Source organism: Bacillus sp. 11C (assembly GCF_055486375.1).
Window position 1 is genome coordinate 34068 of sequence record NZ_JBUPVZ010000003.1, and the last position, 20712, is coordinate 54779.

General features: G+C 42.8%; 25 protein-coding genes. 5 read left to right on the forward strand and 20 right to left on the reverse strand.

Going from position 1 to position 20712, the window contains the following annotated elements:
• Positions 1 to 33: 33 nt before the first annotated feature.
• Both msrB and msrA read right to left on the reverse strand, forming a co-directional pair.
• A complete protein-coding gene (msrB, locus tag ACY3LV_RS05015) occupies positions 34 to 468 on the reverse strand; it encodes a peptide-methionine (R)-S-oxide reductase MsrB (protein WP_464863490.1) in 435 nt (144 codons plus the stop codon).
• Entirely contained in the window at positions 468 to 1001 is a 534-nt protein-coding gene (gene msrA, locus ACY3LV_RS05020; RefSeq protein WP_333519512.1) for a peptide-methionine (S)-S-oxide reductase MsrA, read from the reverse strand. Before msrA ends, msrB begins: the two co-directional genes overlap by 1 nt.
• Positions 1002 to 1131: 130 nt before the next feature.
• Between msrA and ACY3LV_RS05025 the strand changes: the two genes are divergently transcribed.
• Positions 1132 to 1557 (forward strand): MarR family transcriptional regulator, encoded by a 426-nt coding sequence (locus tag ACY3LV_RS05025; protein WP_039074221.1) that lies wholly within the window; start codon positions 1132 to 1134, stop codon positions 1555 to 1557.
• A 51-nt stretch (positions 1558 to 1608) separates the two neighbouring features.
• On the opposite strand, the gene ACY3LV_RS05030 is transcribed toward ACY3LV_RS05025, so the two are convergent.
• From ACY3LV_RS05030 to ilvA, 7 genes are all read right to left on the reverse strand, one after another.
• On the reverse strand, positions 1609 to 2946 hold the full coding sequence (locus ACY3LV_RS05030; RefSeq protein WP_148961553.1) for an MATE family efflux transporter: 1338 nt from the start codon (positions 2944 to 2946) through the stop codon (positions 1609 to 1611).
• Positions 2947 to 3017: 71 nt separating this feature from the next.
• The gene (ypmT, locus tag ACY3LV_RS05035; protein ID WP_333560136.1) at positions 3018 to 3212 is read right to left on the reverse strand and encodes a protein YpmT; all 195 of its coding nucleotides are present in this window, start codon (positions 3210 to 3212) and stop codon (positions 3018 to 3020) included.
• Between the two features lie 12 nt (positions 3213 to 3224).
• Positions 3225 to 3788 carry a YpmS family protein gene (locus ACY3LV_RS05040; RefSeq protein ID WP_148961551.1) on the reverse strand — a complete coding sequence of 188 codons (564 nt, stop codon included), beginning with the start codon at positions 3786 to 3788 and terminating at the stop codon, positions 3225 to 3227.
• Between the two features lie 9 nt (positions 3789 to 3797).
• Complete coding sequence (locus ACY3LV_RS05045) at positions 3798 to 4565, reverse strand: SGNH/GDSL hydrolase family protein (protein ID WP_253268389.1); 768 nt, start codon at positions 4563 to 4565, stop codon at positions 3798 to 3800.
• A 77-nt stretch (positions 4566 to 4642) separates the two neighbouring features.
• A complete protein-coding gene (locus ACY3LV_RS05050; RefSeq protein ID WP_148961549.1) occupies positions 4643 to 5224 on the reverse strand; it encodes an SCO family protein in 582 nt (193 codons plus the stop codon).
• Positions 5225 to 5380: 156 nt separating this feature from the next.
• Positions 5381 to 5632 (reverse strand): DUF2535 family protein, encoded by a 252-nt coding sequence (locus ACY3LV_RS05055; RefSeq protein ID WP_087990460.1) that lies wholly within the window; start codon positions 5630 to 5632, stop codon positions 5381 to 5383.
• 86 nt (positions 5633 to 5718) lie between these two features.
• A complete protein-coding gene (gene ilvA / locus ACY3LV_RS05060) occupies positions 5719 to 6987 on the reverse strand; it encodes a threonine ammonia-lyase IlvA (protein ID WP_333560135.1) in 1269 nt (422 codons plus the stop codon).
• A 246-nt stretch (positions 6988 to 7233) separates the two neighbouring features.
• Here ilvA and ACY3LV_RS05065 point away from each other — a divergent pair, with 246 nt between their 5' ends.
• Both ACY3LV_RS05065 and trhA read left to right on the forward strand, forming a co-directional pair.
• The gene (locus ACY3LV_RS05065) at positions 7234 to 8229 is read left to right on the forward strand and encodes a sigma 54-interacting transcriptional regulator (RefSeq protein WP_333560134.1); all 996 of its coding nucleotides are present in this window, start codon (positions 7234 to 7236) and stop codon (positions 8227 to 8229) included.
• Between the two features lie 20 nt (positions 8230 to 8249).
• The gene (gene trhA / locus ACY3LV_RS05070; protein WP_148961546.1) at positions 8250 to 8891 is read left to right on the forward strand and encodes a PAQR family membrane homeostasis protein TrhA; all 642 of its coding nucleotides are present in this window, start codon (positions 8250 to 8252) and stop codon (positions 8889 to 8891) included.
• A gap of 31 nt (positions 8892 to 8922) precedes the next feature.
• Here trhA and ACY3LV_RS05075 read toward each other — a convergent pair whose 3' ends face one another.
• The 11 genes from ACY3LV_RS05075 to ACY3LV_RS05125 all read right to left on the reverse strand — a co-directional run bounded on the left by ACY3LV_RS05075 (position 8923) and on the right by ACY3LV_RS05125 (position 17987).
• Complete coding sequence (locus tag ACY3LV_RS05075; RefSeq protein WP_333560133.1) at positions 8923 to 9543, reverse strand: 1-acyl-sn-glycerol-3-phosphate acyltransferase; 621 nt, start codon at positions 9541 to 9543, stop codon at positions 8923 to 8925.
• Complete coding sequence (dfrA, locus tag ACY3LV_RS05080; RefSeq protein ID WP_148961544.1) at positions 9544 to 10050, reverse strand: dihydrofolate reductase DfrA; 507 nt, start codon at positions 10048 to 10050, stop codon at positions 9544 to 9546.
• Complete coding sequence (locus ACY3LV_RS05085; protein ID WP_148961543.1) at positions 10047 to 10841, reverse strand: thymidylate synthase; 795 nt, start codon at positions 10839 to 10841, stop codon at positions 10047 to 10049. Before ACY3LV_RS05085 ends, dfrA begins: the two co-directional genes overlap by 4 nt.
• An 85-nt stretch (positions 10842 to 10926) precedes the next feature.
• Positions 10927 to 11460: a phosphatidylglycerophosphatase A family protein gene (locus ACY3LV_RS05090; RefSeq protein WP_087990467.1), complete on the reverse strand. Its 534-nt coding sequence runs from the start codon at positions 11458 to 11460 to the stop codon at positions 10927 to 10929.
• A gap of 17 nt (positions 11461 to 11477) precedes the next feature.
• Positions 11478 to 12089 (reverse strand): YpjP family protein, encoded by a 612-nt coding sequence (locus ACY3LV_RS05095; protein ID WP_333560132.1) that lies wholly within the window; start codon positions 12087 to 12089, stop codon positions 11478 to 11480.
• Positions 12090 to 12345: 256 nt separating this feature from the next.
• On the reverse strand, positions 12346 to 13131 hold the full coding sequence (locus ACY3LV_RS05100) for a class I SAM-dependent methyltransferase (RefSeq protein WP_333560131.1): 786 nt from the start codon (positions 13129 to 13131) through the stop codon (positions 12346 to 12348).
• 41 nt (positions 13132 to 13172) lie between these two features.
• On the reverse strand, positions 13173 to 13607 hold the full coding sequence (gene brxA, locus ACY3LV_RS05105) for a bacilliredoxin BrxA (protein WP_148961540.1): 435 nt from the start codon (positions 13605 to 13607) through the stop codon (positions 13173 to 13175).
• Between the two features lie 106 nt (positions 13608 to 13713).
• Positions 13714 to 15390 (reverse strand): dihydroxy-acid dehydratase, encoded by a 1677-nt coding sequence (gene ilvD / locus ACY3LV_RS05110; protein WP_148961539.1) that lies wholly within the window; start codon positions 15388 to 15390, stop codon positions 13714 to 13716.
• 290 nt (positions 15391 to 15680) lie between these two features.
• Complete coding sequence (locus ACY3LV_RS05115) at positions 15681 to 16814, reverse strand: conserved virulence factor C family protein (protein WP_464863491.1); 1134 nt, start codon at positions 16812 to 16814, stop codon at positions 15681 to 15683.
• A 59-nt stretch (positions 16815 to 16873) separates the two neighbouring features.
• Entirely contained in the window at positions 16874 to 17491 is a 618-nt protein-coding gene (locus ACY3LV_RS05120) for an HD domain-containing protein (protein WP_148961537.1), read from the reverse strand.
• Positions 17492 to 17504: 13 nt separating this feature from the next.
• On the reverse strand, positions 17505 to 17987 hold the full coding sequence (locus ACY3LV_RS05125) for a glutathione peroxidase (RefSeq protein WP_148961536.1): 483 nt from the start codon (positions 17985 to 17987) through the stop codon (positions 17505 to 17507).
• Positions 17988 to 18379: 392 nt separating this feature from the next.
• Between ACY3LV_RS05125 and metA the strand changes: the two genes are divergently transcribed.
• A complete protein-coding gene (gene metA, locus ACY3LV_RS05130; protein ID WP_148961535.1) occupies positions 18380 to 19285 on the forward strand; it encodes a homoserine O-acetyltransferase MetA in 906 nt (301 codons plus the stop codon).
• Between the two features lie 229 nt (positions 19286 to 19514).
• Positions 19515 to 20666 carry a diglucosyl diacylglycerol synthase gene (locus ACY3LV_RS05135; protein ID WP_148961534.1) on the forward strand — a complete coding sequence of 384 codons (1152 nt, stop codon included), beginning with the start codon at positions 19515 to 19517 and terminating at the stop codon, positions 20664 to 20666.
• The last annotated feature ends 46 nt before the right edge of the window (positions 20667 to 20712 follow it).

Genomic DNA, 20712 nt, shown 5'->3' on the forward strand with positions numbered 1-20712 from the left:
TGTCTATCCATTAGGCAGGCCTGTTTTTTGTGTTTATTTATCAAAAAGATGCAGATAGCTTTCGTATCCTTCTTCTTTCAGCTTATCCTTCGGCACAAACCGCATTGCCGCTGAGTTTATGCAGTAACGAAGCCCGCTTGGCCCCGGTCCGTCATTAAATACATGACCAAGATGAGAATCGGCAGTACGGCTTCTCACTTCTGTGCGAATCATGCCGTGGCTCGTGTCTCGTTTTTCTTCTACTTCTTCTTCTTCAATCGGCTTTGTAAAGCTTGGCCAGCCGCAGTGGGAATCAAATTTATCCTTGGATGTAAACAATGGCTTGCCTGACACAATGTCTACATACAGCCCTTCTTCCTGATGATCCCAATATTCATTTTGAAAAGGCGGCTCCGTGCCGTTATTTTGCGTCACTTCATATTGCATGCGGTTTAGTGACTTGATTTTTTCTTCTTTATTGTGCCCCATTATTTCGCCCCCCAATGCTCGCTGATAAATCCGGCTCGTCCAGACCCCGCCCGGTAGCGCTGGTAATGTCCTGGATTCTTTTTATAAAAATGCTGATGGTAGCCCTCCGCTTCATAGAAAGGCTCAGCTTTTAAAATGTCCGTTACAATCGGATCTTTAAAGATGCCGCTTTCCGCCAGACGCTGCTTGGAAGCTTCCGCAAGCTCCTTTTGTTTATCATTATGATAAAAAATGGCTGCACGGTAGGAGCTGCCGCGATCTGCAAACTGGCCGCCGGCATCTGTCGGGTCGATTTGCTGCCAAAACAATTCAAGCAGCTTTTCATAAGGATACACATCAGGATGAAACGTGATTTGAACGGCTTCACGATGTCCTGTCGTTTCACTGCACACCTCTTCATACGTAGGGTTTTCAGTATGGCCGCCTGTATACCCGGACACCACTTTTTCAATTCCCGGCTGTTCGTCAAAAGGTTTGACCATACACCAAAAACAGCCTCCTGCAAATGTGGCGATTTCTTTTTTTTCAGACATACTGGTGCCTCCTTTGTTAATACGTGGTATTATTATATTATAGCATGTAATAATAGAATGAAAATGATTCTGCTTTTCATAAAATCTATAGGTTTTAAGCAATATGCTTATGTAATGGAGGTTCACAAATTTGAAAGTAAGAACACAGATGATGTACGATATGGAAAATTTACTCCGTAAAGTCTTTAAACAAATACGCAACGAAATCAATGAAATTCTTGATAAAGAGCTGTCACGGAATGAATTCACCATTCTGCGGATCCTCAGTGAACAAGGGCCTAAAAAAGTCACCGAATTTGCACCTATTTTAGAGGTATCAGCAAGCCACATTACAGCTGTGACTGATGCGCTGGTGGAAAAGGAATGGATTACAAGAATCAGATCGAAGGAAGACAGGCGCATCATCCGCATTCATATCACCGAAGCGGGCGAAAAAGTCCTTCAGCATTTCAACGAGAAAAAAACGGAATATTTCTTTAAACGCTTTGACTGCTACACTGATGCCGAACTGGCCTCATTAATCGAGCTTTTCAGCAAACTTGATAAAAAACGATGAAAAAAAGCACATACCGCTATACATGGGTATGTGCTTTTTGCAGCCCTTCACTTATTTTTCAGCGAACAGTTTCATTGTTTTCCATCTTCCGTATCTGTAATACAAAAACGCCGCACAGCTGCTTAATAAAAAACTCATTCCGATTCCGAGCCCGATTCCTTTCTGGCCAAACCATGCTGAAAATAGAGCCGTGAAAGGATATCTCAAAACCCAAAACGATATCAAATTTAAAACCAGCACCTGCAGCATCGCTCCCGCGGCTCTGACGATTCCGTTCAGCACGAAATTAATCCCGATAAAAGGGTAGAAAAACGCGATCCACCGCAAATATTGTTCACCAAACGCAACCGCATCAGGCTCGCTGATAAATAGTCTCATAAGGTATTTGCCAAATACCCAAATGATAACGGCAATCATCAGCATGCAAGAAATAACAACTATAACACCTAGCCTCGCAATCGTTCCCACTCTTTTATCGTTTCCGATTCCGATATTTTGCCCTGCCATACTGTTGACCGCCGTACCGGCAGCCATAGCGGGAAGCGTGATGATGCTGTCGAGCCGCTGCACCGCGCCGAAGCCTGACACCACATGCTCCCCGTAGGAGTTGACAACACTCATAATCGCCATCATTCCGCCTGTAATCACCATCATCTGCAGGCCGGCTGGAATCCCAAGTTTCAAAACCAGCGCGGACTCTTCCCACTTGGGAACTCGCGGAATAGAGAATGGTACAAGCTTGTGTCTGATGACATAAAACAACCCGTACAGAAACGCAATGCCCTGTGACAAAATTGTCGAATAAGCTGCTCCCGCTATTCCCATGTGCAGCACAGAAATAAAGAACGGCGCCAACACTGTATTCAGCACAACTGCAAACGCAATAAACCGGAGAGGTGTCTTGCTGTCACCGAGCGCCCGAAGCACCGTACTGATAAAGTTATAACCAAACAAAAATAAAATGCCAATAAATTGAATTTGCAAATAGGTCTCAGCAAGCGGTATCATCGACTCCGGCGTTTTCAGAAGACGAAGCAAAAGCTCTGACAGAAAAAAACCGGCCGCGCCGAATCCGACGCTTAGGCCTGTTAATAAAACGACAAAAGCGTTTATATACGACGCCATTCCGTTTTCATCATCTTTACCCTTTTGCTGTGACAAAATAGTTAATGTCGCATTGTTAAGGCCCAAAATAAAAGACAGCACGGTTAAAACAATCGTGCTTGATACCGCGGCTGCCCCAAGGGCCTTCGCCCCCAGTAAATTGCCGATCCACAAACTGTCTATAAATTGAAAGGAAACCTGCAATGCGTTTCCGAGCATAATCGGCATTGAAAACAGCACAAGCTGTTTCAGCACGTTCCCCTGTGTAAAATCGTATGCTTTCATTTTTTCTCCTTGTGGTCTTAAATTTTCACCGGATCACACGAAAAAAGAGACGTTGTTTCATGTCTCTTTTTTCATGACTTATCGGTTTTTTTTCGGTCTCTCATACCGAATGTTAGCACCATCACACTTAAGAACAAGGCACAATAGGAAATGTTCAAATACATTTGGTCCATATCTTCAGCGGCCAGATGATGATAAGCAAGCCAGCCGAAATACATGGAAAATGTAAAGGATAATAAACTGAAATACTGGTAAATCCGTTTCATTTTCAGTCACCTCTATTGTTTAGGATGGTAATAGGAAAACTCAATTTCATCTTTTTCTAAATTTATTTTATCCGCTCTGACATACATTCCATTCGTTAAAGGCATTTCTGACAGACGCACTTCAATGCTTTTATCGCCGGGATGGACGTGAACAAATGACGGCAATTCGTAAAAACTGTCCATATAATTTAACACAAAGCTAATCGGTATACTCAAATTCCCTAACGAAAATTTCGTTACATTCAGCTCCACGTCGCCATTTTTTTTCACGGTCGGTTCAAAAGCGATAAGCGCATCAATGGTCGTGGAAAAAGCCTTGATTTCCCCAACGACATGAACATCATCATCGATCTCTACTTTATAATCAAGCTGGTTGGATGCTTTGTCTTTTAAATATGAGTTGACAAACGCAGCTAATGATTCTTTTGTGCTTGTCACTTGAAATCCATACTCGCTCTCAGATGAATCCTTCACCTGAGCTTGCTTTCCCGGCAGCATGACTAGTGTCACAAACCCAGCGGCGAGAATCAGATTGATGGCAAGCAATATAAAAAACAGTCGTTTCCACTTATTCATGATGTCACCCTACTCTTTCGGTAATCCTTCTTTTTCAATGGCTTGATAGACGCGCTTCGCGATAAGGGAATAACCCGTACCATTAGGATGAAAATCATCATCCTCAGAAATTCTGCTGCTGTCGCTTTTTTGATTGAATAAATCTTCAATATAAATGATTTTGGCAAACTTATCTTTTTTCAGCTCTTTTTCAGCTACTTGGTTCCAATCAGTAACAACACCGTTTATTTCATTTAATTCAGATAACGTAAATGTAAACGGATTATACATGCTGACATAAATCAGCTCAGCGTGATCATTCAGTTCCCGAATTTCAGAAATGATTTTTTTAAAACGCTTTTCATACGGTTTTTCCGCTTCCTGAAATGGTTCCATTGTTAATTGCAGAAAGTTTTGCCGAAGGACTTTCATCAAATCGTTGCCGCCAATTGTAAAAAAGACATAATCAGCGTCCTTTATGCCTTTTTGAACCTTTTTATCTTTTAATTTCTCTAATAAATCATCAGAACGGTTCCCTTTCACGGCATAATTTTTTACGTCTACCGTTTTGACTTGTTTATCTGACCGGATAGAATCCGCAACCATGCCGACATATCCCTTACCGGCGGGATCTCCGACACCTTCTGTCAGCGAATCTCCGACAGCCGCAATGACAATGTGCTCTTTCGTTTTCGGTTCATGATCTTTTTGTTTCCCCTCAGATGCTGTACGTATGCTCGTACAAGCAGCAAGAAGCAAAATCAAACTGGCCATGAGTGAAAAAATGCGCAGCTTCAATCTTGTTGCTCCTTCCCATTCTACTAGTGGAAAGTGTATCATGTTTTAGAAGATTTGCAAATGCCTAGTCCCCTAGTTTACTTGAGTGTACTGGCTGATTTCACATCAGCGATAATATCATCGTACGGTGTATTTTCCACTCCATTGTAATCTTTCAGCACCTTACCGTCCGGACTCACCAAATAAAATGAAGATTGATGAATGACTTGGTCTTTTCCCTCCGGTTTCTTCACAATCGCTTTGAAGCTCTTAAGCGCGAACGCCTCAATGTCACGCTGGCTGTATCCCGTGAGGAAATCCCAGTTATCAAAAGATAGCGGATAATTCGCCGCAAATTTCTTCAGCTGTTTTGGCTTATCGTTTTCCGGGTCAACACTAAAGGATACGATCCGGACATCTATATTCTCGGCTTTTAGTTTTTTTTGCAAATCGGTCATATGAGCAGTCATCGGCGGACATACAGTCTCGCAATTCGTAAAAATAAAATCCGCCAGCCATACTTCTCCTTTTAAACTCTTTAATGAAACATTTTTGCCGTCTTGGTTTTGAAATGTAAAAGGCTCCACCTCATAATTGAGCGGATCTTTAATTTGTTGTCCTCCGCAGGCACACAAAAGCAGAAAAAACAGCCCTGCCGCTAAACCCTTGATCACCTTCATGACATTCACCCTTTCCAGCCGGTAAAAGCGCATTCTAAAACCGTCCTTGCCTGCTATATCCTCTATTTTATATTTATATTCGGTACCGGCAAAAAAAATCCTGCATGCCTCCCACTCAACGGTTACAAAGGGAGACACACAGGTAAAAACGGCATATTACGCGTTGTACTTTAACACCTCTTGATGAAAAACAGCCTGATAATCTGCCCATTTCATCCGGCGCTTCATATAATGTCGGAAAGAATACACTTTTGCCCTGCTGTTTGATGAAAACACTTCTTTTAAGTAGAACTGCAAATGGTGATGTAACATAAAGAAATAGTGCTCATCTTCCTTTAATACAGGTATTTCTGTCACTTTCACCTGAATCCCGTCACTGCGTTTGAACTCTAGGCTTTTGAGTAACAAGCTATCAATCCTCTTTTTTTGTTTTTCTTCTATTATATACAATGCCAGCCGGACTGTCTGTCATTTTACGCGGTTGTGCGAAAAAATTAGATCAGCAAATGGAACAAGTCCTCATCCTTATTCACTTCTACATAATGAAACGCTTTTTTGTTCATTCGTTCAATCAGCGGCCCATAGTCAGCCTTGTCCTGCAGCTCGATGCCGACAAGAGCAGGTCCGTTGCTTTTATTATTTTTCTTCGTATACTCAAACCTTGTAATGTCATCATTCGGCCCGAGGACTTCGTCAAGAAATTCGCGGAGCGCCCCCGCTCTTTGCGGAAAATTGACGATAAAATAATGCTGAAGTCCTTCAAAAATCAAGGATCGCTCCTTCATTTCCTGCATCCTTCCGATATCATTATTGCCTCCGCTGACTACGCAAACCACATTTTTGCCTTTTATTTCATTCTTGTACAAATCAAGCGCTCCGACAGATAGAGCACCAGCCGGTTCAGCAACAATCGCACATTCGTTATATAATTCAAGAATGGCTGTACATACTTTCCCTTCAGGAACAAGGAGAATGTCATCCACGACGGATTGCAGTGTCTGGAACGTTTCCTCCCCAATTTTTTTAACAGCCGCTCCATCTACAAATTTATCAATTTTATCCAGCGTGACGACATGCCCGGCTTTGTTTGATTCAAAATAGGATGCCGCCCCTTCCGGCTCAACAGCAATTACCTTTGTTTCAGGAGATACATTTTTCAAATAAGTGCCTACCCCTGAGAGAAGGCCGCCTCCTCCGACACTTGCAAAAAGAAAATGCGGTTCTGTATCAATATCGTTTAAAATTTCGACCGCTAGCGTTCCCTGCCCAGCCATCACATCCGGATCATCAAACGGATGAATAAACGTTCGTGATTCCGCCTCACAGCATTCAACGGCGCTTTTATACGCATCGTCAAACGTATCACCTATCAAAATAATATCGATAAACCCTTTTCCGAACAGTTCAACTTGAGAGACTTTTTGTCTCGGTGTTGTAGACGGCATAAAAATTTTCCCGTGAATGCCAAGATGTTTACATGAGAACGCCACACCTTGAGCGTGGTTTCCGGCACTGGCACATACAATTCCGTTCTCAGTCTGCTCGCTGGAAAGCTGTTTCATTTTATGATAAGCCCCTCTGAGCTTAAAAGATCTGACAACTTGCAAGTCTTCACGTTTCAAATAGATATTGCATTCATATCTCTCAGAAAGTCTGTCATTCCTTTGCAAAGGTGTGTGAATCACAACGTCCTTTACGTTTTGATGAGCCTTCAAAATGTCTTTCACTTGGATGAGAGAATTTTCTTTAAGCAACGGTTTCATGTACAGATTCCTTTCTTGTTTTAAATCCCTATTTAATATGCCATTATAACACGAATATTCAAAAAATAAGACAATTATTTTTATTTAATATTTAAAAAATACAGACCGCGTTCACAATATGCCCTGGTAACACCTGCGTCACCAGCATTCAGCAGACCTAAGAAAAAAGATGATCATAAATAAAAGGTGTTTTGAGGCAAAAGGCATGATATAATAAAACCAATTAGAACCAAAAGGAGCCAATTGATGAATAGCGCACCAATACTCAACACGTTTCATAATCTGATCGGAGAACATCAAACATTCCTGGACGCGAAACGAATCGCCAAGCAGTTCTCATTATCGGAGCTTCCTGTCCTAATAACAGGAAAAATCGGAGCAGGAAAAGATCATTTTGCACAAGCGATACACCAGGAATCCTCGAGAAACAGCGAACCTTTTATTAGCGTCAATTGCAGCATCCATTCAGAAGAAAGCCTTATGTTTGAGCTTTTTGGCCATGACGGTAGCACAGGTGCGTTTAAAAAAACGGCACAAGGGACCCTTTTTCTTGATGAAGTTTGGCGCATGCCTGCTTCTGTACAAGCTCAGCTACTAAAAGCGCTTGATACAGACACGGAAAAACCGCGAATCATCTGTGCTTCTGCAGGCGGATGCGCGGAACATACATTCAGACAAGACTTATTTTACAGACTGAATATTTTAACACTCACACTGCCCGAATTGTCTGAACGAAAGAGCGATATACCACTTTTGACAAAGTATTTTCTCTCAAACTCCGGCCAGCAATTGTTCATTGATCCCTCAGTCTTTTCAATGCTTGAGCAGCACACATTCGAAGGCAATGTCAGGGAATTAAAAAATGCCGCAGATTATATGGCCGCAGTGTCAAGCGGAGGAACGATTCATCCATATGATGTGCCGCCATACATTAGGGGCCCAATAGACGGAAAAGCATTGAAAAAAAAAGCGAAGCTGCTGACTTTAATGGAAAAAGCTGAGTTTTTGTTTATTTTGGAAACAATAAAAGCGTTAAACGAAAAAGGAGAACCGGCCAGCAGACGGATCATTTCGGAACACAGTAAAAACACCCAAACCTCGTTAACCCCTCAGCAGGTCAGAAGCCGTCTCGATTATTTGGAGAAAAAAGATTATGTCACAAAAAGCCGCGGACGCGCCGGCACTAAAATTACTTTAGAGGGTTTGAGCTTTCTGGAAACGCTGAAAAATCAAATGATCTAGCGATCGAAAGGAGAATGCACTTGTTTACAATCAAAGAAGAGATCGCCAATGCGATAACACACGGCATCGGTGTACTCTTATCCATACCAGCATTAGTATTTCTTATCCTATTTGCGGCTAATTACGGGTCCGCATGGGACATTGTCAGCTTTACAATATTCGGTGGCTCTATGCTGCTGTTATATTTAAGCTCCACACTGCTTCACAGCATCACACATAAAAAGACGAAGGATATTTTGGAGATTATTGATCATAGCGCCATTTATGTACTGATCGCCGGAACCTATACGCCTTTTTTGCTGGGGCCGCTGAAAGGCACACTTGGCTTCACCCTGCTGGTTATCGTATGGTCTCTTGCATTAGGCGGAATCGTTTTTAAAATTTTCTTCGTAAAACGCTTTATCCTATTGTCAACCTTCGTGTATTTGATTATGGGATGGCTGATGATTATCGCGGTTAAACCTTTATACGCTTCGCTGAGCGGAGCGGGATTCAGCCTCCTTTTTCTCGGCGGCATTTTATACTCGGTCGGAACCATCTTTTATATTTGGAAAAAGATCCCCTTCCATCACGCCATATGGCATAGCTTTGTATTAGGCGGAAGCGCTGCGATGTTTTTCTGTGTGCTGTTTTATTGTGTGAAGGTGCCGTTTATTTCGTAACAGAAAAGCGCAGTCTTTGGGACTGCGCTTTTTATGCACGTAATTGTTTTTCATTTGCTGGTATATAAGCTTTTGAAAATGACAATTCAATGTCTGCTGGTTTTAAGCGTTTAAAAAACGATCCCTTTTGCAGGTCATCTGTTCCTTTCGTTTCCACCATCACCAATGGAAGATGATAGCAGGCCGCAAGTTCAATAGGATCTATAGAACCATCTAATGAAAGAATCAGACTTTGTCCTTTTTCCAGCTGTTTCGTTACATCTTCATATACCTTTTCTGAGTCGCCGTCTGAAATCACATCCATCCGATCTAGCCATTGCCCGATTAAAGGAAAGCGAAATCCTTTTGGATTGGCAATAAAGCCGGCTGGTTCCTCAATATACCCAGCAATTAAGGCCAGTTCAGCCAAACGCAAACGGGGATGCACATACAAAACAGGACCGTGCGGTATTGGCTCAGGCTGATGGATCGTCACAATTGAACCGGTGATGCCGACACAGCCTTCCAAAAACGCCTTTGGCTGCTCGTAGACAAGAGTCATCTGTTTTTTGTATGACAGACGGGGGTCAAGCATCCTTTGATTAAATAATTGTTTCATATTTTTTAACAGCATATACACAATATAAATTACTAGCAAGCTGTAGCGAACCAATTAAAATCCTCCCGCTTCAGAAGAATTCTTTTTTTCATACATCAGAAATTCGTAATCGTACGGGTTTTTTTCGTCCTTGATCCCCCGCTCAGAAGAAACCAGCTTCCAATTGGTTTCATCAAATTCGGGGAAGTGACGGTCACCCTCAAACTTATGATGAATTTTCGTCATATACAGTCTGTCCGCATAAGGAAACAGCGCTGTATAGAGCTGAGCCCCTCCGATCACAAAGCATTCGTCAGAGCCTGAACAAATGTCCAGCACATCCTTTAACGAACTGACAACCGTACATCCCGGAAATTCTGAAGCCGGCGCTGATGTGACGACAATATTTTTCCGATTTGGAAGCGGACGTCCAATCGATTCAAATGTTTTCCGGCCCATAATGATGGAATGGCCAGAGGTTACTTTTTTAAAGTATGCAAGGTCATTGGGCAAATGCCACGGCAAATCATTGTCTTTGCCTATCAGCCTGTTGGCATCCATCGCAAAAATGAACGAAATCATACACTGACCGCTCCTTTAATATGAGGATGCGGATCATAATCCTCGATGATAAAGTCCTCAAACGCAAAGTTGAAAATAGAATCAACCTCTCTGGCGAAACGAAGCTTCGGAAGCGGGCGAACATCCCTTGTCAGCTGCAAATTGATCTGTTCAATATGGTTCTGATAAATATGGACATCGCCAAATGTATGAATAAACTCTCCCGGTTCAAGCCCAGTCACATGAGCAATCATCATAGTTAACAGGGCATAAGAACCAATATTAAACGGCACACCAAGGAAAACATCAGCAGAGCGCTGATACAGCTGGCAGGACAGCTTGCCGTCAGACACGTAGAATTGGAACAGGCAATGGCACGGCGGCAATGCCATTTTATCAATTTCACCGACATTCCAGGCGCTGACGATTAAGCGTCTGGAATTCGGATTTGTCTTAATATCTTCAATAAGACGGGAAATTTGATCAACGGTTTCTCCGTCAGCTCCCCGCCAAGAACGCCATTGGGAACCGTATACAGGTCCGAGTTCACCGTTTTCATCAGCCCACTCATTCCAGATCCGCACTCCGTTTTCCTGCAAATAGCGTACATTGGTATCCCCTTTTAAAAACCAAAGCAACTCATGCGCAATCGATTTAAAGTGGAGTTTTTTTGTTGTCAGCATCGGAAAACCTTCCTGTAAATTAAATCTCATTTGATATCCGAAGGTGCTGACTGTACCGGTCCCTGTCCGGTCTCCCTTTTTTTCGCCATGCTCTAACACATGTCTGCATAAATCCTTGTACTGTTTCATCTTTTCCATCCTTTAAAAGTAGTCTTCTAGTAGTGTAACACAATAAAAAATCATTTCTGAACCCAGAAATGATTTTTTTTATCAGTCATCTGACGACAGGCTTTTCATCCTGTTCTTTTTCTTCATCTTGCAGATCCTGATGCGTATGGGCAATTCTGCTCGCAGCGGCTGCTGCAAGTGCTGCCACGATATCATCCAAAAAGGTATGAATACCGTCCGGGCTTTCATCAAGTTCTTTAATGATTCCAATCTTCTCTTTATCCAAATAACCGAAGTTGGTCAGGCCGATCGACCCGTATACATTAACGATTGAAAGAGGGATAATTTCATCTATGCCGTAAAGCGGTTCATCCGTTTCAACAAGGTGCTGCAGCGGTTCCGGAAGAAGTTTCTGCTCAGCGAGCTGATCAAGCGCAAGGCCAGTTAAAACAGCATGAATAATTTCACGTTTGTTCAGCACTTTTTCTACATTCTCCATACATACACTGAGTGGCAAATTTGGATTGTATTTTTCCTGAAGTTTTTGAACAATCCGCGCAATATCTTCGATCATAACGCCCCGTTTGTTCAGCATATCTTTTGTTATATCGACCATTTCATTCATTGTGTACTTTTTCATGTCTAATGGCATCTCCTTTACGCACTCATCCAGTTGGGAGGCGTGTTGCGGTCCCAGTATATGCTTCCAAGTTCATGATGTGATTGAAATCCATCTTCTGCTGTATGATAATGAAAATTAAACCAGTAGCCGTCATGAGGCGGGTGGTCTCTGCGCACATGGAATCTGATGAGATCTTTTCCAGTCGTCCGATTGTAAACGTTGAAAATTTTTTCCGTTTGGCCCGCTGAAGGCATGCTTGAGATCACAACATCTTGATACGCCTCATCCTCTTGCAATGTCGCCAAATAATCACTAATCACATTTTCGATTTTCGGCATGATCTCTTTCCGATAGTCATCCTCAATGACCGGAGCGATTTTGCTGCCGAATTTCACAAAGGACTGATCCTCAGCGCTGTCAAGGAGCTGTTCCTTGTACGTTTGAAAAAGCAGTTCAGGATCTCGCCTGTCTTCCGACTCATCATCGTACAGGTCATGCTCATCATAAAAAGCGGTGTAATCATTCTGCTCAAGACTGCTCGGCTGTCCGGAGGGCTTGTCCGCCATAAGAGCAGCCGGAGGAGATACGAGCCCGAACGTTACGATGGTAAATAAAACCACAAGGGTCTTTCTCATCCACATTTTCATGATTGCTTATTCCTCTCTATTTTTTTGTTATGTTTCTCTTATTTTAGCACACCCGAAACATGCAAGTCATGTACGATATGAAACTGATATGCAAATTAGGAGATTCGTAACTTTGCGGTTTGTGTAAAAACGCTTACAATATTCTGTGAAAGGAGGCTTTCCACATGATTGACGCTCTGTTTGCCACAGTTTCACTCTTAACATTGTTATACTTTGTCGTCATGGAAGTCACCGATTAACAGAAAGCCCGTGTTCGTCACGGGCTTGTTTTACTTGCGGCTTGAATGACACCATAATGGAACAGCGCTGTTTTTCTTTTGATGACGTTAAAACCAAACTGTTCAAATCGCGGGCTTTTCCAGTGGTCTTTCAGTACAACGCTTTTTCTGGCAGCGCGCACCGCTTCTTTGATACACCCTTCATCCAAAGCTGAATCCTCCGCAAAGTTCCGTAAAGGCGCGATGCCGTCAGACGTCTCTACAGGCTCATGAAACATTGGATCGAAATATATCACATCAAAAGAGTTGTCAGGAAGCTGCTTGATGTATTCATAGCAATCCCCATTCTTTACTTGGATTCTGCTCATTGCAGCTTGAAGCTCTTCTATGCCCGTTTGCCATGATTGCAGCCCCTTCCTCACCAAAACGGAAACAAGATGGCTTTTTTCAATTCCAATCACAGAACCCGTTTCGCCTACTGCCATACTTGCGATAATGGAATCCGAACCCAGCCCAAGTGTGCAATCTAAAAACGTATCCCCTTCCGATAAGTCAGCTGCCCGAAGCATCGGCTCTCGCTCACCCCGTAAAAAGCGTTTAGCTCTGAACATCGCTGTATTCGGATGAAAAAAGAATTTAGCCCCTTGTTTCGTATAAAGTTCAAACCGTTCTTTGCCGACCACAAGCAAATCATGTTCAGCTGACTTCAGCAGGTTTTCAACCGTCTGTTTATTTCGGCTGCAGTATGGCATATCAAGCTCTTTAGAAAGCAGTTTTGCGGTTTTCACGGTGTGTTCAGACGGTCTATAGCTTGTTGTTATCATCTTCAGTACTCCCAAAAAGAAAATGCCCGGAAAACGGGCATTTAGCAGTGTGCATCAAAGGCAGCGGTCAAATTTTTCATGATCTCTTCCATATCATGACCTTCGATTTCATGACGCGGAATAAAATGGACGACTTCCTTGCCTTTCAAAAGAGCCATTGACGGTGAAGAAGGCTCCTGTCCAGTAAAATACTCACGCATTTTTACAGTAGCTTCTTTATCTTGTCCCGCAAATACAGTCACTGTATTGTCAGGTGTTTTGTCATGCTGGAGGACTGCCTGTGTTGCCGCAGGACGCGCAAGGCCTGCCGCGCAGCCGCATACAGAGTTAACGACAACAAGAGTTGTGCCCTCTGCCTTTTCCATAAAGTTTTCTACTTCTTCCGCTGTTGTTAATTCTTCAAAACCTGCTCCAGTCAGCTCGCGGCGCATCGGTACGACAAGCTGGCGCATGTATTCTTCATAAGCCATTGACATAAAAAAAGCCCCCTCTATTATCCTTCATCTGAAGTAAAGGATACTATAGAGAGGGCCGGATTTCAAATGTTCACGCCTTAAAATAGGAGAAAGCGTTCCCCGCTGTCTAGATTTTCATGATACCGCCGGTGTTGGCGCTTGTCACAAGTTTAGAATAACGGGCCAAGTAGCCGGTTTTCACCTTTGGTTCAAAACCTTTCCAATTTGCTTTCCGTTTTTCCCATTCTTCCTCCGGCACTTGTACATCCAAGATGCGTTTTTCAATATCAACAACGATATGGTCTCCGTTTTCAACAAAGGCAAGCGGTCCTCCCTCTGCCGCCTCTGGTGATACGTGGCCAATCGAGAGGCCTCGGGAAGCTCCGGAAAAACGTCCGTCCGTAAGCAATGCCACTTTTGGTCCGAGTCCCATTCCAACGATCTGAGATGTAGGGGCAAGCATTTCCGGCATACCAGGTCCGCCTTTTGGCCCTTCGTATCTGATAATGACCACGTCGCCTTCTTTTACTTTACGATTGATAATGCCGTCAAGCGCCTCATCCTGAGAATCAAAGACGACAGCCGGCCCTTCGTGTCTCGTAATTCCGTTCTGTACGCCGCCTGTTTTAATGATCGCGCCGTCCGGAGCCAGATTACCGAATAAAACAGCGAGGCCGCCCTTTTCAGTGAATGGTTGATCCAGCGGATGGATGACGTCATAATCCTTTACTTCATGTCCGGCAATGGTTTCTCCGAGTGTTTTTCCTGTTACAGTCAGCGCATCTAAATGAAGTGCCCCTTCTTTCTTGGAAAGCTCATTCAACGCCGCAGACACACCGCCGGCTTCATGAAGATCTTCAATATACACATCTGATGCAGGCGCCAGTTTGGACAAGTGCGGCACACGCTCAGCAACTTCGTTAATGCGTTCTAAAGAGTATTCCACGCCGGCTTCGTTTGCGATGGCAAGCGTATGAAGAACGGTGTTTGTTGAACCGCCGAGCGCCATATCGAGCGCAAACGCGTTATCAATCGCTTTTTCTGTCACGATATCACGCGGTTTGATATCTTTGCGAATTGTTTCCATTAATTGAGCAGCTGATTTTCTGACAAACTCTTTGCGTTCTGGTGCTGTCGCAAGAATGGTTCCGTTACCCGGCAAAGCAAGGCCGAGTGCTTCAGACAGGCAGTTCATTGAGTTCGCCGTAAACATGCCTGAGCAAGATCCGCACGTCGGGCATCCGAACTGTTCTAATTCTTGAAGTTCGTTTTCGTTGATTTTTCCGGCTTGGAAAGCGCCTACTCCTTCGAAAACTGAGGAAAGAGAGATTTTTTTTCCGTCACTTGTTCTTCCTGCCGCCATCGGTCCGCCGCTGACAAAAATCGTTGGAATGTTGACGCGCATTGCCGCCATAAGCATTCCCGGCGTGATTTTGTCACAGTTCGGAATACAGACCATACCGTCAAACCAGTGTGCGGATACGACCGTTTCCACAGAGTCTGCGATAATTTCACGGCTCGGCAGCGAATACCTCATCCCGATATGCCCCATCGCGATGCCGTCATCTACTCCGATTGTATTAAACTCAAACGGTACGCCCCCAGCTTCTCTGATTGCTTGTTTTACGATTTTCCCAAACTCCTGCAAGTGAACATGACCTGGAACGATATCAATGTATGAATTACAAACCGCAATAAACGGTTTGCCAAAATCCTCTTCTTTTACACCTGCTGCACGGAGCAAACTGCGGTGCGGAGCTCTATCGATTCCTTGTGTGATCATGTTACTGCGTAATTCTGCCATGGTGATCCTCCTAAATACTTTCAATTGTTAGACTGGATTTTATTTTAACAATTTTCAGTTTATTTTCGGGCTGTTTTTGCAAACAGATGACATTCAGGCCGCCCTTACCTTGATTGTTTCCTTCATGTTTTTATATTTATATAGCTTTCTGTCGATGTAAACCCTCCAACTATTAATATTGTTACTTACTATAAATAGTTTTCGGATATTTTTCAACAATATTCGAAATAATTTTTATAAAAAGTGAATTCACAAAAAAAAGATGCAGGATCTGCACCTTTTTCATTCTTTTAATCGCCCTTTTTTCTGCTCTCTGTCATTTGTTTCCAAACAGAACCTTTTGCTTCTTCTCCATGCTCAATACGTTCAAGCGCCATTTTCACTTGAAGGCTGACCTCAAATTCGGGATCATCTTCGGCAGTGCGTAAAGCTTCAATGGCACTTTCATCGCCGACTTCATACAGGAACATAGCCGCACGCCAGCGGACAAGCTTGCTGGAGTCGCTTAACGACTTGATCATAGCAGGAATGGCTTGAGAGTCGCCGATATCTGACAGGCAGTCTCCTGCCGTTCTTCTGACTGAGACAGCTTTGTCCTCAAGTGCTTTGTATAATAAAGGAAGAACATCGGATGTTTCAATCATTCCTAAATATACGACAGCCTGTCTTCTGATAGACACCTTGGGATCATCCAATGCCTTCTGTAAAACCGGGATATCCTCCTCTTTCGGATCCATCTGCTCCAAATGCGCATAACGCTTTTTCCAGTCCTCATCATCCAGCATGTCAAGCGTTACTTTATACGCTTTGCGCTGTACAGCTTGTTTTGCTTCGCCTTTTCCTTGAACGGCTGCTTCTGTCAGCCGTTTCAGCCGTTCATCACTGTAAGCGGCCTGAAGCTCTTCTGTCACGTCATGACCGATTTCATTAAAATCACCGAATCTGACGCCTTGTTCTTTCCAGGTCCGCTCAAACACAACATTTGAAGCTTCAGATCTGAGTTTTAAGATCGCCTGCTGAAAGCGTTCCGGTAACCCGAAGCGCTCTTCCCGCTCCCCATCAGTTAATTTAACCTGCATAGGAATGCCGCTGAACATCTGCACAAAAACTTTTACTTCTCCAAAAGACTCTTGGTCAGAGCGGTTTCCCTTTGTATTTTCAGCACTTTCCATCCCAAATGCAGAGCGGACTTGCGGTAAAATGTCTTTCCAATCGTATCTCGCGTTCCGTTCAACAGCCAGAAAATCAGCGACATGATATACGCCTTTAACGCCTTCTATTTTAAGGATTTCCGCTATAACAGGCTGTGCGCCTTCTGCTTGATCCGGTTTATAGTTATTGCTTTTGCCCGCCGGAAGCTCTTCCGTTAAGATGACCTTCATTGTATTGGGACTTGGCGTAGGTTCAATTGATTTTATCTTCATGATCGTCCTCCTATAACATATCTGTGACTTATTCTATCATAGTCGTTCCAAGCCTTCTATTACGACGTTTCGGCATCAATCCCGGGTACGTCTTTTTCTAATTGGCGGACAAACTGAAGCATAAAATCATGTCTTTCTTCTGCCAGTTTCCGTGCGGTGTCTGTATTCATCATATCTTTCAGCCGGAGCAGCTTATGGAAAAAATGAGCGTAGGCACTTTGATCATTTCCATAAAGGCTGTGCCCTTTTGCGCCCGCAAACATAAAAGCTCTGGCAATCCCTACAGCACCGATGGCATCAAGCCTGTCAGCATCCTGTACGGCTTTTCCCTCAATTGAATGCGGCTCTTCCGCCAGCTTATCCCTATCCCGAAAGGACATTCTTGTGATGATGTGAATCACTCTGTCAGCATCCTCTTTTCCAACTCCGAAAAAAACGAGCTGATCATATACTTCGCTCACTGAAAACCTAAACGTGTCAGGCATCTTGACATCAATTAAATCATGAACCAAAGCCGTGATTTCAACTATGAACAAATCCGCATTTTCCTTTTCTCCAATATATAAAGCAAGATCTGCAACTCTTGATACATGATGCCAATCGTGTCCAGAGCTTTCGCCGGTCAGCACAGACTGGACCCATGCCCTGATTTGCCCTGTCCGCTTCAATTCCTTCACAAAAACACCCTCTTTATTGCCCTAACAGCTTCACGATAACGTCTTCCAGCTCTTTCGGATTTGTATTCGGAGAATAGCGGCCAATGATTTCTCCGTTTCTGTCCACTATAAACTTCGTGAAATTCCACTTGATTGCCTTAGTTCCCAGCATCCCTTTCGCATGCTCTGTCAAATACACAAACAGCGGGTGGGCGTTTTTTCCGTTTACTTCTACTTTTGAAAACATAGGAAACGTAACACCGTAATTTGTTTCGCAAAATTCTTGTATATCTGCCTCATCACCAGGCTCCTGGCTCATAAATTGATTGCAGGGGAACCCTAAGATCTCCAGTCCCTCCTGCCGATATGTATCATATAACTCCTGAAGCTGTTTCAATTGCGGCGAAAAGCCGCATTTGCTCGCTGTATTCACGATCATCAATACCTTTCCGGCAAAAGGCTGAAGTGTCATCTCTTTTCCTGTTATTGTACGTACCTTCATATGATATATAGACATGTAAGTCCCTCCTATGTCACTGCTGCTGATTATTTTACCGTTTTTATATCTCAATTCAAAATAAACACCTTTTATCAGAACTTATAAGAGCAGAGTCAAATAAACCTGATATGCCGGCTGTTATTGCAAAGGAGTGGCTGGTGTTCAAAATAATGTTATATACACATGCGGGCTTCTTTTGTTATCTTAACCATTCTATAAAACATGACAGTTCCCTTCTGGGATAAATCATCGAAAAAGCATTTTCCAGTGAAACCAAAAGGCGTATCTATGCGTTTTATTTAAAGAGTTTTCTGTTGTTTCCCCCTCAAACACTAATAGATAGATTGAAAATTGGCGTGAAAATTCCTATAATGAAGAAAATTAAACGGGGAAATAATGGAGGTGGCACGTTGCCTATTAATATACCAACACACCTGCCGGCAAAACAGGTGCTTGAGAGTGAACATATATTTGTAATGGATGAAAGCAGAGCATTTCATCAGGATATCCGGCCGCAAAAAATTATCATATTGAATTTAATGCCGAAAAAAATCCAAACTGAGACTCAGCTTCTCAGATTGCTTGGAAATTCGCCTTTACAGGTTCATTTTACTTTCTTAATCCCAAGCACACACACGCCGAAAAATACTGCAAGAGAACACCTTGACGAATTTTATACGACTTTTTCCAATATCCGTCACAAGAAGTTTGACGGCATGATTATCACCGGTGCGCCGATCGAGCATTTGGCGTTTGAAGATGTTTCATATTGGGAAGAGCTCAAAGAGATTATGGAGTGGAGCAAAACGAATGTCACTTCAACCTTGCATATTTGCTGGGGCGCTCAAGCAGGTTTGTATTACCATTATGGTGTGGAAAAAATTGAAATGCCGAAAAAAATCTTCGGTGTGTTCGAACACACTGTTCTTTTAAAACACGAAAGATTGGTTAGAGGTTTTGACGAGCTATACTACGTGCCGCACTCCCGGCATACAGATATAAATATGGAACAACTTCAAGCTGTGCCCGAGTTAAATATTCTTACTGCATCAAAGGAAGCTGGGGTTTGCTTAATTGTGTCAAAAGACGAAAAACAAGTCTTTTTAACAGGGCATCCTGAATATGATACAAATACGCTTCTTCAAGAATATGAAAGAGATCTGGAACGAAATCTTTCTACTGTCGCGGCGCCTAAACATTATTTCGCAGTAGACAGCAAAGAGCCAGTGAATCGCTGGAAAGCGCATGCGACGCTATTGTTTATGAACTGGCTGAATTATTACGTTTACCAAGAAACTCCTTATGAATGGGACTGATTTTTCTTTTTTAATGATACGCTGAGCAAAAAATATGATAAAATACATCTGATTCAGTCTGCGTATAACAAAAATTTAAAATCTTGGAATCCAAATCTTTTAAAATTAGCTTAATTTTTTCACTGCATTAATAATTCAATTATGTATTTGTGTTATGTTTATGTATAGACAATAACTCCTTACGATGCATGAAGCTTGCTTGTTGTTGATTACATTGAGGTGAATTTACTTGAATACCAATAAAAGAGTATTAATTTTGACTGCAAATTACGGAAATGGACATGTGCAGGTAGCCAAAACGCTTTATGAGCAATGTGTACGGCTCGGCTTTCAGCATGTAACAGTTTCTAATTTGTACCAAGAGTCAAATCCGATTGTTTCAGAGGTAACTCAGTACCTTTATTTAAAAAGCTTCTCAATCGGGAAACAGTTTTATCGTTTGTTTTATTACGGAGTTGACAAAATCTATAATAAACGTAAATTTAATATTTACTTTAAAATGGGAAATAAACGATTGGGCGAACTTGTCAATGAACATCAGCCCGATATTATTATTAATACATTTCCGATGATCGTCGTGCCGGAATACAGACGCCGAACCGGAAGAGTCATTCCTACCTTCAACGTTATGACTGATTTTTGCCTTCATAAAATTTGGGTTCACGAAAACGTGGATAAATATTATGTGGCGACAGATTATGTGAAGGAAAAACTGCTGGAGATCGGCACTCATCCAAGCAACGTAAAAATCACCGGAATTCCAATCAGACCGCAATTTGAAGAATCTCTGCCGGCGGAGCCGTTATATCAAAAGTACAATCTTTCACCAAACAAAAAAGTGCTTCTGATCATGGCAGGCGCACACGGTGTATTAAAAAACGTAAAAGAGCTGTGCGAAAACCTTGTCAAAGATGACCATGTGCAAGTGGTTGTCGTGTGCGGGAAAAATACGGCTTTAAAAGAATCTTTAAGTACGCTTGAAGCAGAAAACGGTGACAAATTAAAAGTTCTTGGCTATGTGGAGCGCATTGATGAGCTGTTCCGGATCACAGATTGCATGATTACAAAACCTGGCGGCATTACTTTGACAGAAGCAACTGCCATCGGTGTGCCTGTCATTCTGTACAAACCCGTACCCGGCCAGGAAAAAGAAAATGCGAACTACTTTGAAGATCGCGGAGCTGCCATCGTCGTGAACCGTCACGAAGAGATTCTCGAGTCAGTCACTTCCCTTCTCGCAGATGAAGATACCTTACAGCGCATGAAGAAAAACATTAAGGACCTTCATTTAGCAAACTCCTCTGAAGTGATTTTAGAGGATATCCTGAAGGAATCAGAAATGATGATGACAGCTAAACAAAGAGCCAAAGCGCTATCGTAATGATGTTCATAAAGAGCACGCGAAAATCGCGTGCTCTTTTATTTTA

Excerpts from the sequence above, each read along its gene's own strand:
- msrB (WP_464863490.1), bottom strand. The coding sequence starts at position 468 with ATGGGGCACAATAAAGAAGAAAAAATCAAGTCACTAAACCGCATGCAA.
- msrA (WP_333519512.1), bottom strand. The coding sequence starts at position 1,001 with ATGTCTGAAAAAAAAGAAATCGCCACATTTGCAGGAGGCTGTTTTTGG.
- ACY3LV_RS05030 (WP_148961553.1), bottom strand. The coding sequence starts at position 2,946 with ATGAAAGCATACGATTTTACACAGGGGAACGTGCTGAAACAGCTTGTG.
- ypmT (WP_333560136.1), bottom strand. The coding sequence starts at position 3,212 with ATGAAACGGATTTACCAGTATTTCAGTTTATTATCCTTTACATTTTCC.
- ACY3LV_RS05040 (WP_148961551.1), bottom strand. The coding sequence starts at position 3,788 with ATGAATAAGTGGAAACGACTGTTTTTTATATTGCTTGCCATCAATCTG.
- ACY3LV_RS05050 (WP_148961549.1), bottom strand. The coding sequence starts at position 5,224 with ATGAAGGTGATCAAGGGTTTAGCGGCAGGGCTGTTTTTTCTGCTTTTG.
- ilvA (WP_333560135.1), bottom strand. The coding sequence starts at position 6,987 with ATGAAACCGTTGCTTAAAGAAAATTCTCTCATCCAAGTGAAAGACATT.
- ACY3LV_RS05065 (WP_333560134.1), top strand. The coding sequence starts at position 7,234 with ATGAATAGCGCACCAATACTCAACACGTTTCATAATCTGATCGGAGAA.
- dfrA (WP_148961544.1), bottom strand. The coding sequence starts at position 10,050 with ATGATTTCGTTCATTTTTGCGATGGATGCCAACAGGCTGATAGGCAAA.
- ACY3LV_RS05085 (WP_148961543.1), bottom strand. The coding sequence starts at position 10,841 with ATGAAACAGTACAAGGATTTATGCAGACATGTGTTAGAGCATGGCGAA.
- ACY3LV_RS05090 (WP_087990467.1), bottom strand. The coding sequence starts at position 11,460 with ATGAAAAAGTACACAATGAATGAAATGGTCGATATAACAAAAGATATG.
- ACY3LV_RS05095 (WP_333560132.1), bottom strand. The coding sequence starts at position 12,089 with ATGAAAATGTGGATGAGAAAGACCCTTGTGGTTTTATTTACCATCGTA.
- ACY3LV_RS05100 (WP_333560131.1), bottom strand. The coding sequence starts at position 13,131 with ATGATAACAACAAGCTATAGACCGTCTGAACACACCGTGAAAACCGCA.
- brxA (WP_148961540.1), bottom strand. The coding sequence starts at position 13,607 with ATGTCAATGGCTTATGAAGAATACATGCGCCAGCTTGTCGTACCGATG.
- ilvD (WP_148961539.1), bottom strand. The coding sequence starts at position 15,390 with ATGGCAGAATTACGCAGTAACATGATCACACAAGGAATCGATAGAGCT.
- ACY3LV_RS05115 (WP_464863491.1), bottom strand. The coding sequence starts at position 16,814 with ATGAAGATAAAATCAATTGAACCTACGCCAAGTCCCAATACAATGAAG.
- ACY3LV_RS05125 (WP_148961536.1), bottom strand. The coding sequence starts at position 17,987 with ATGTCTATATATCATATGAAGGTACGTACAATAACAGGAAAAGAGATG.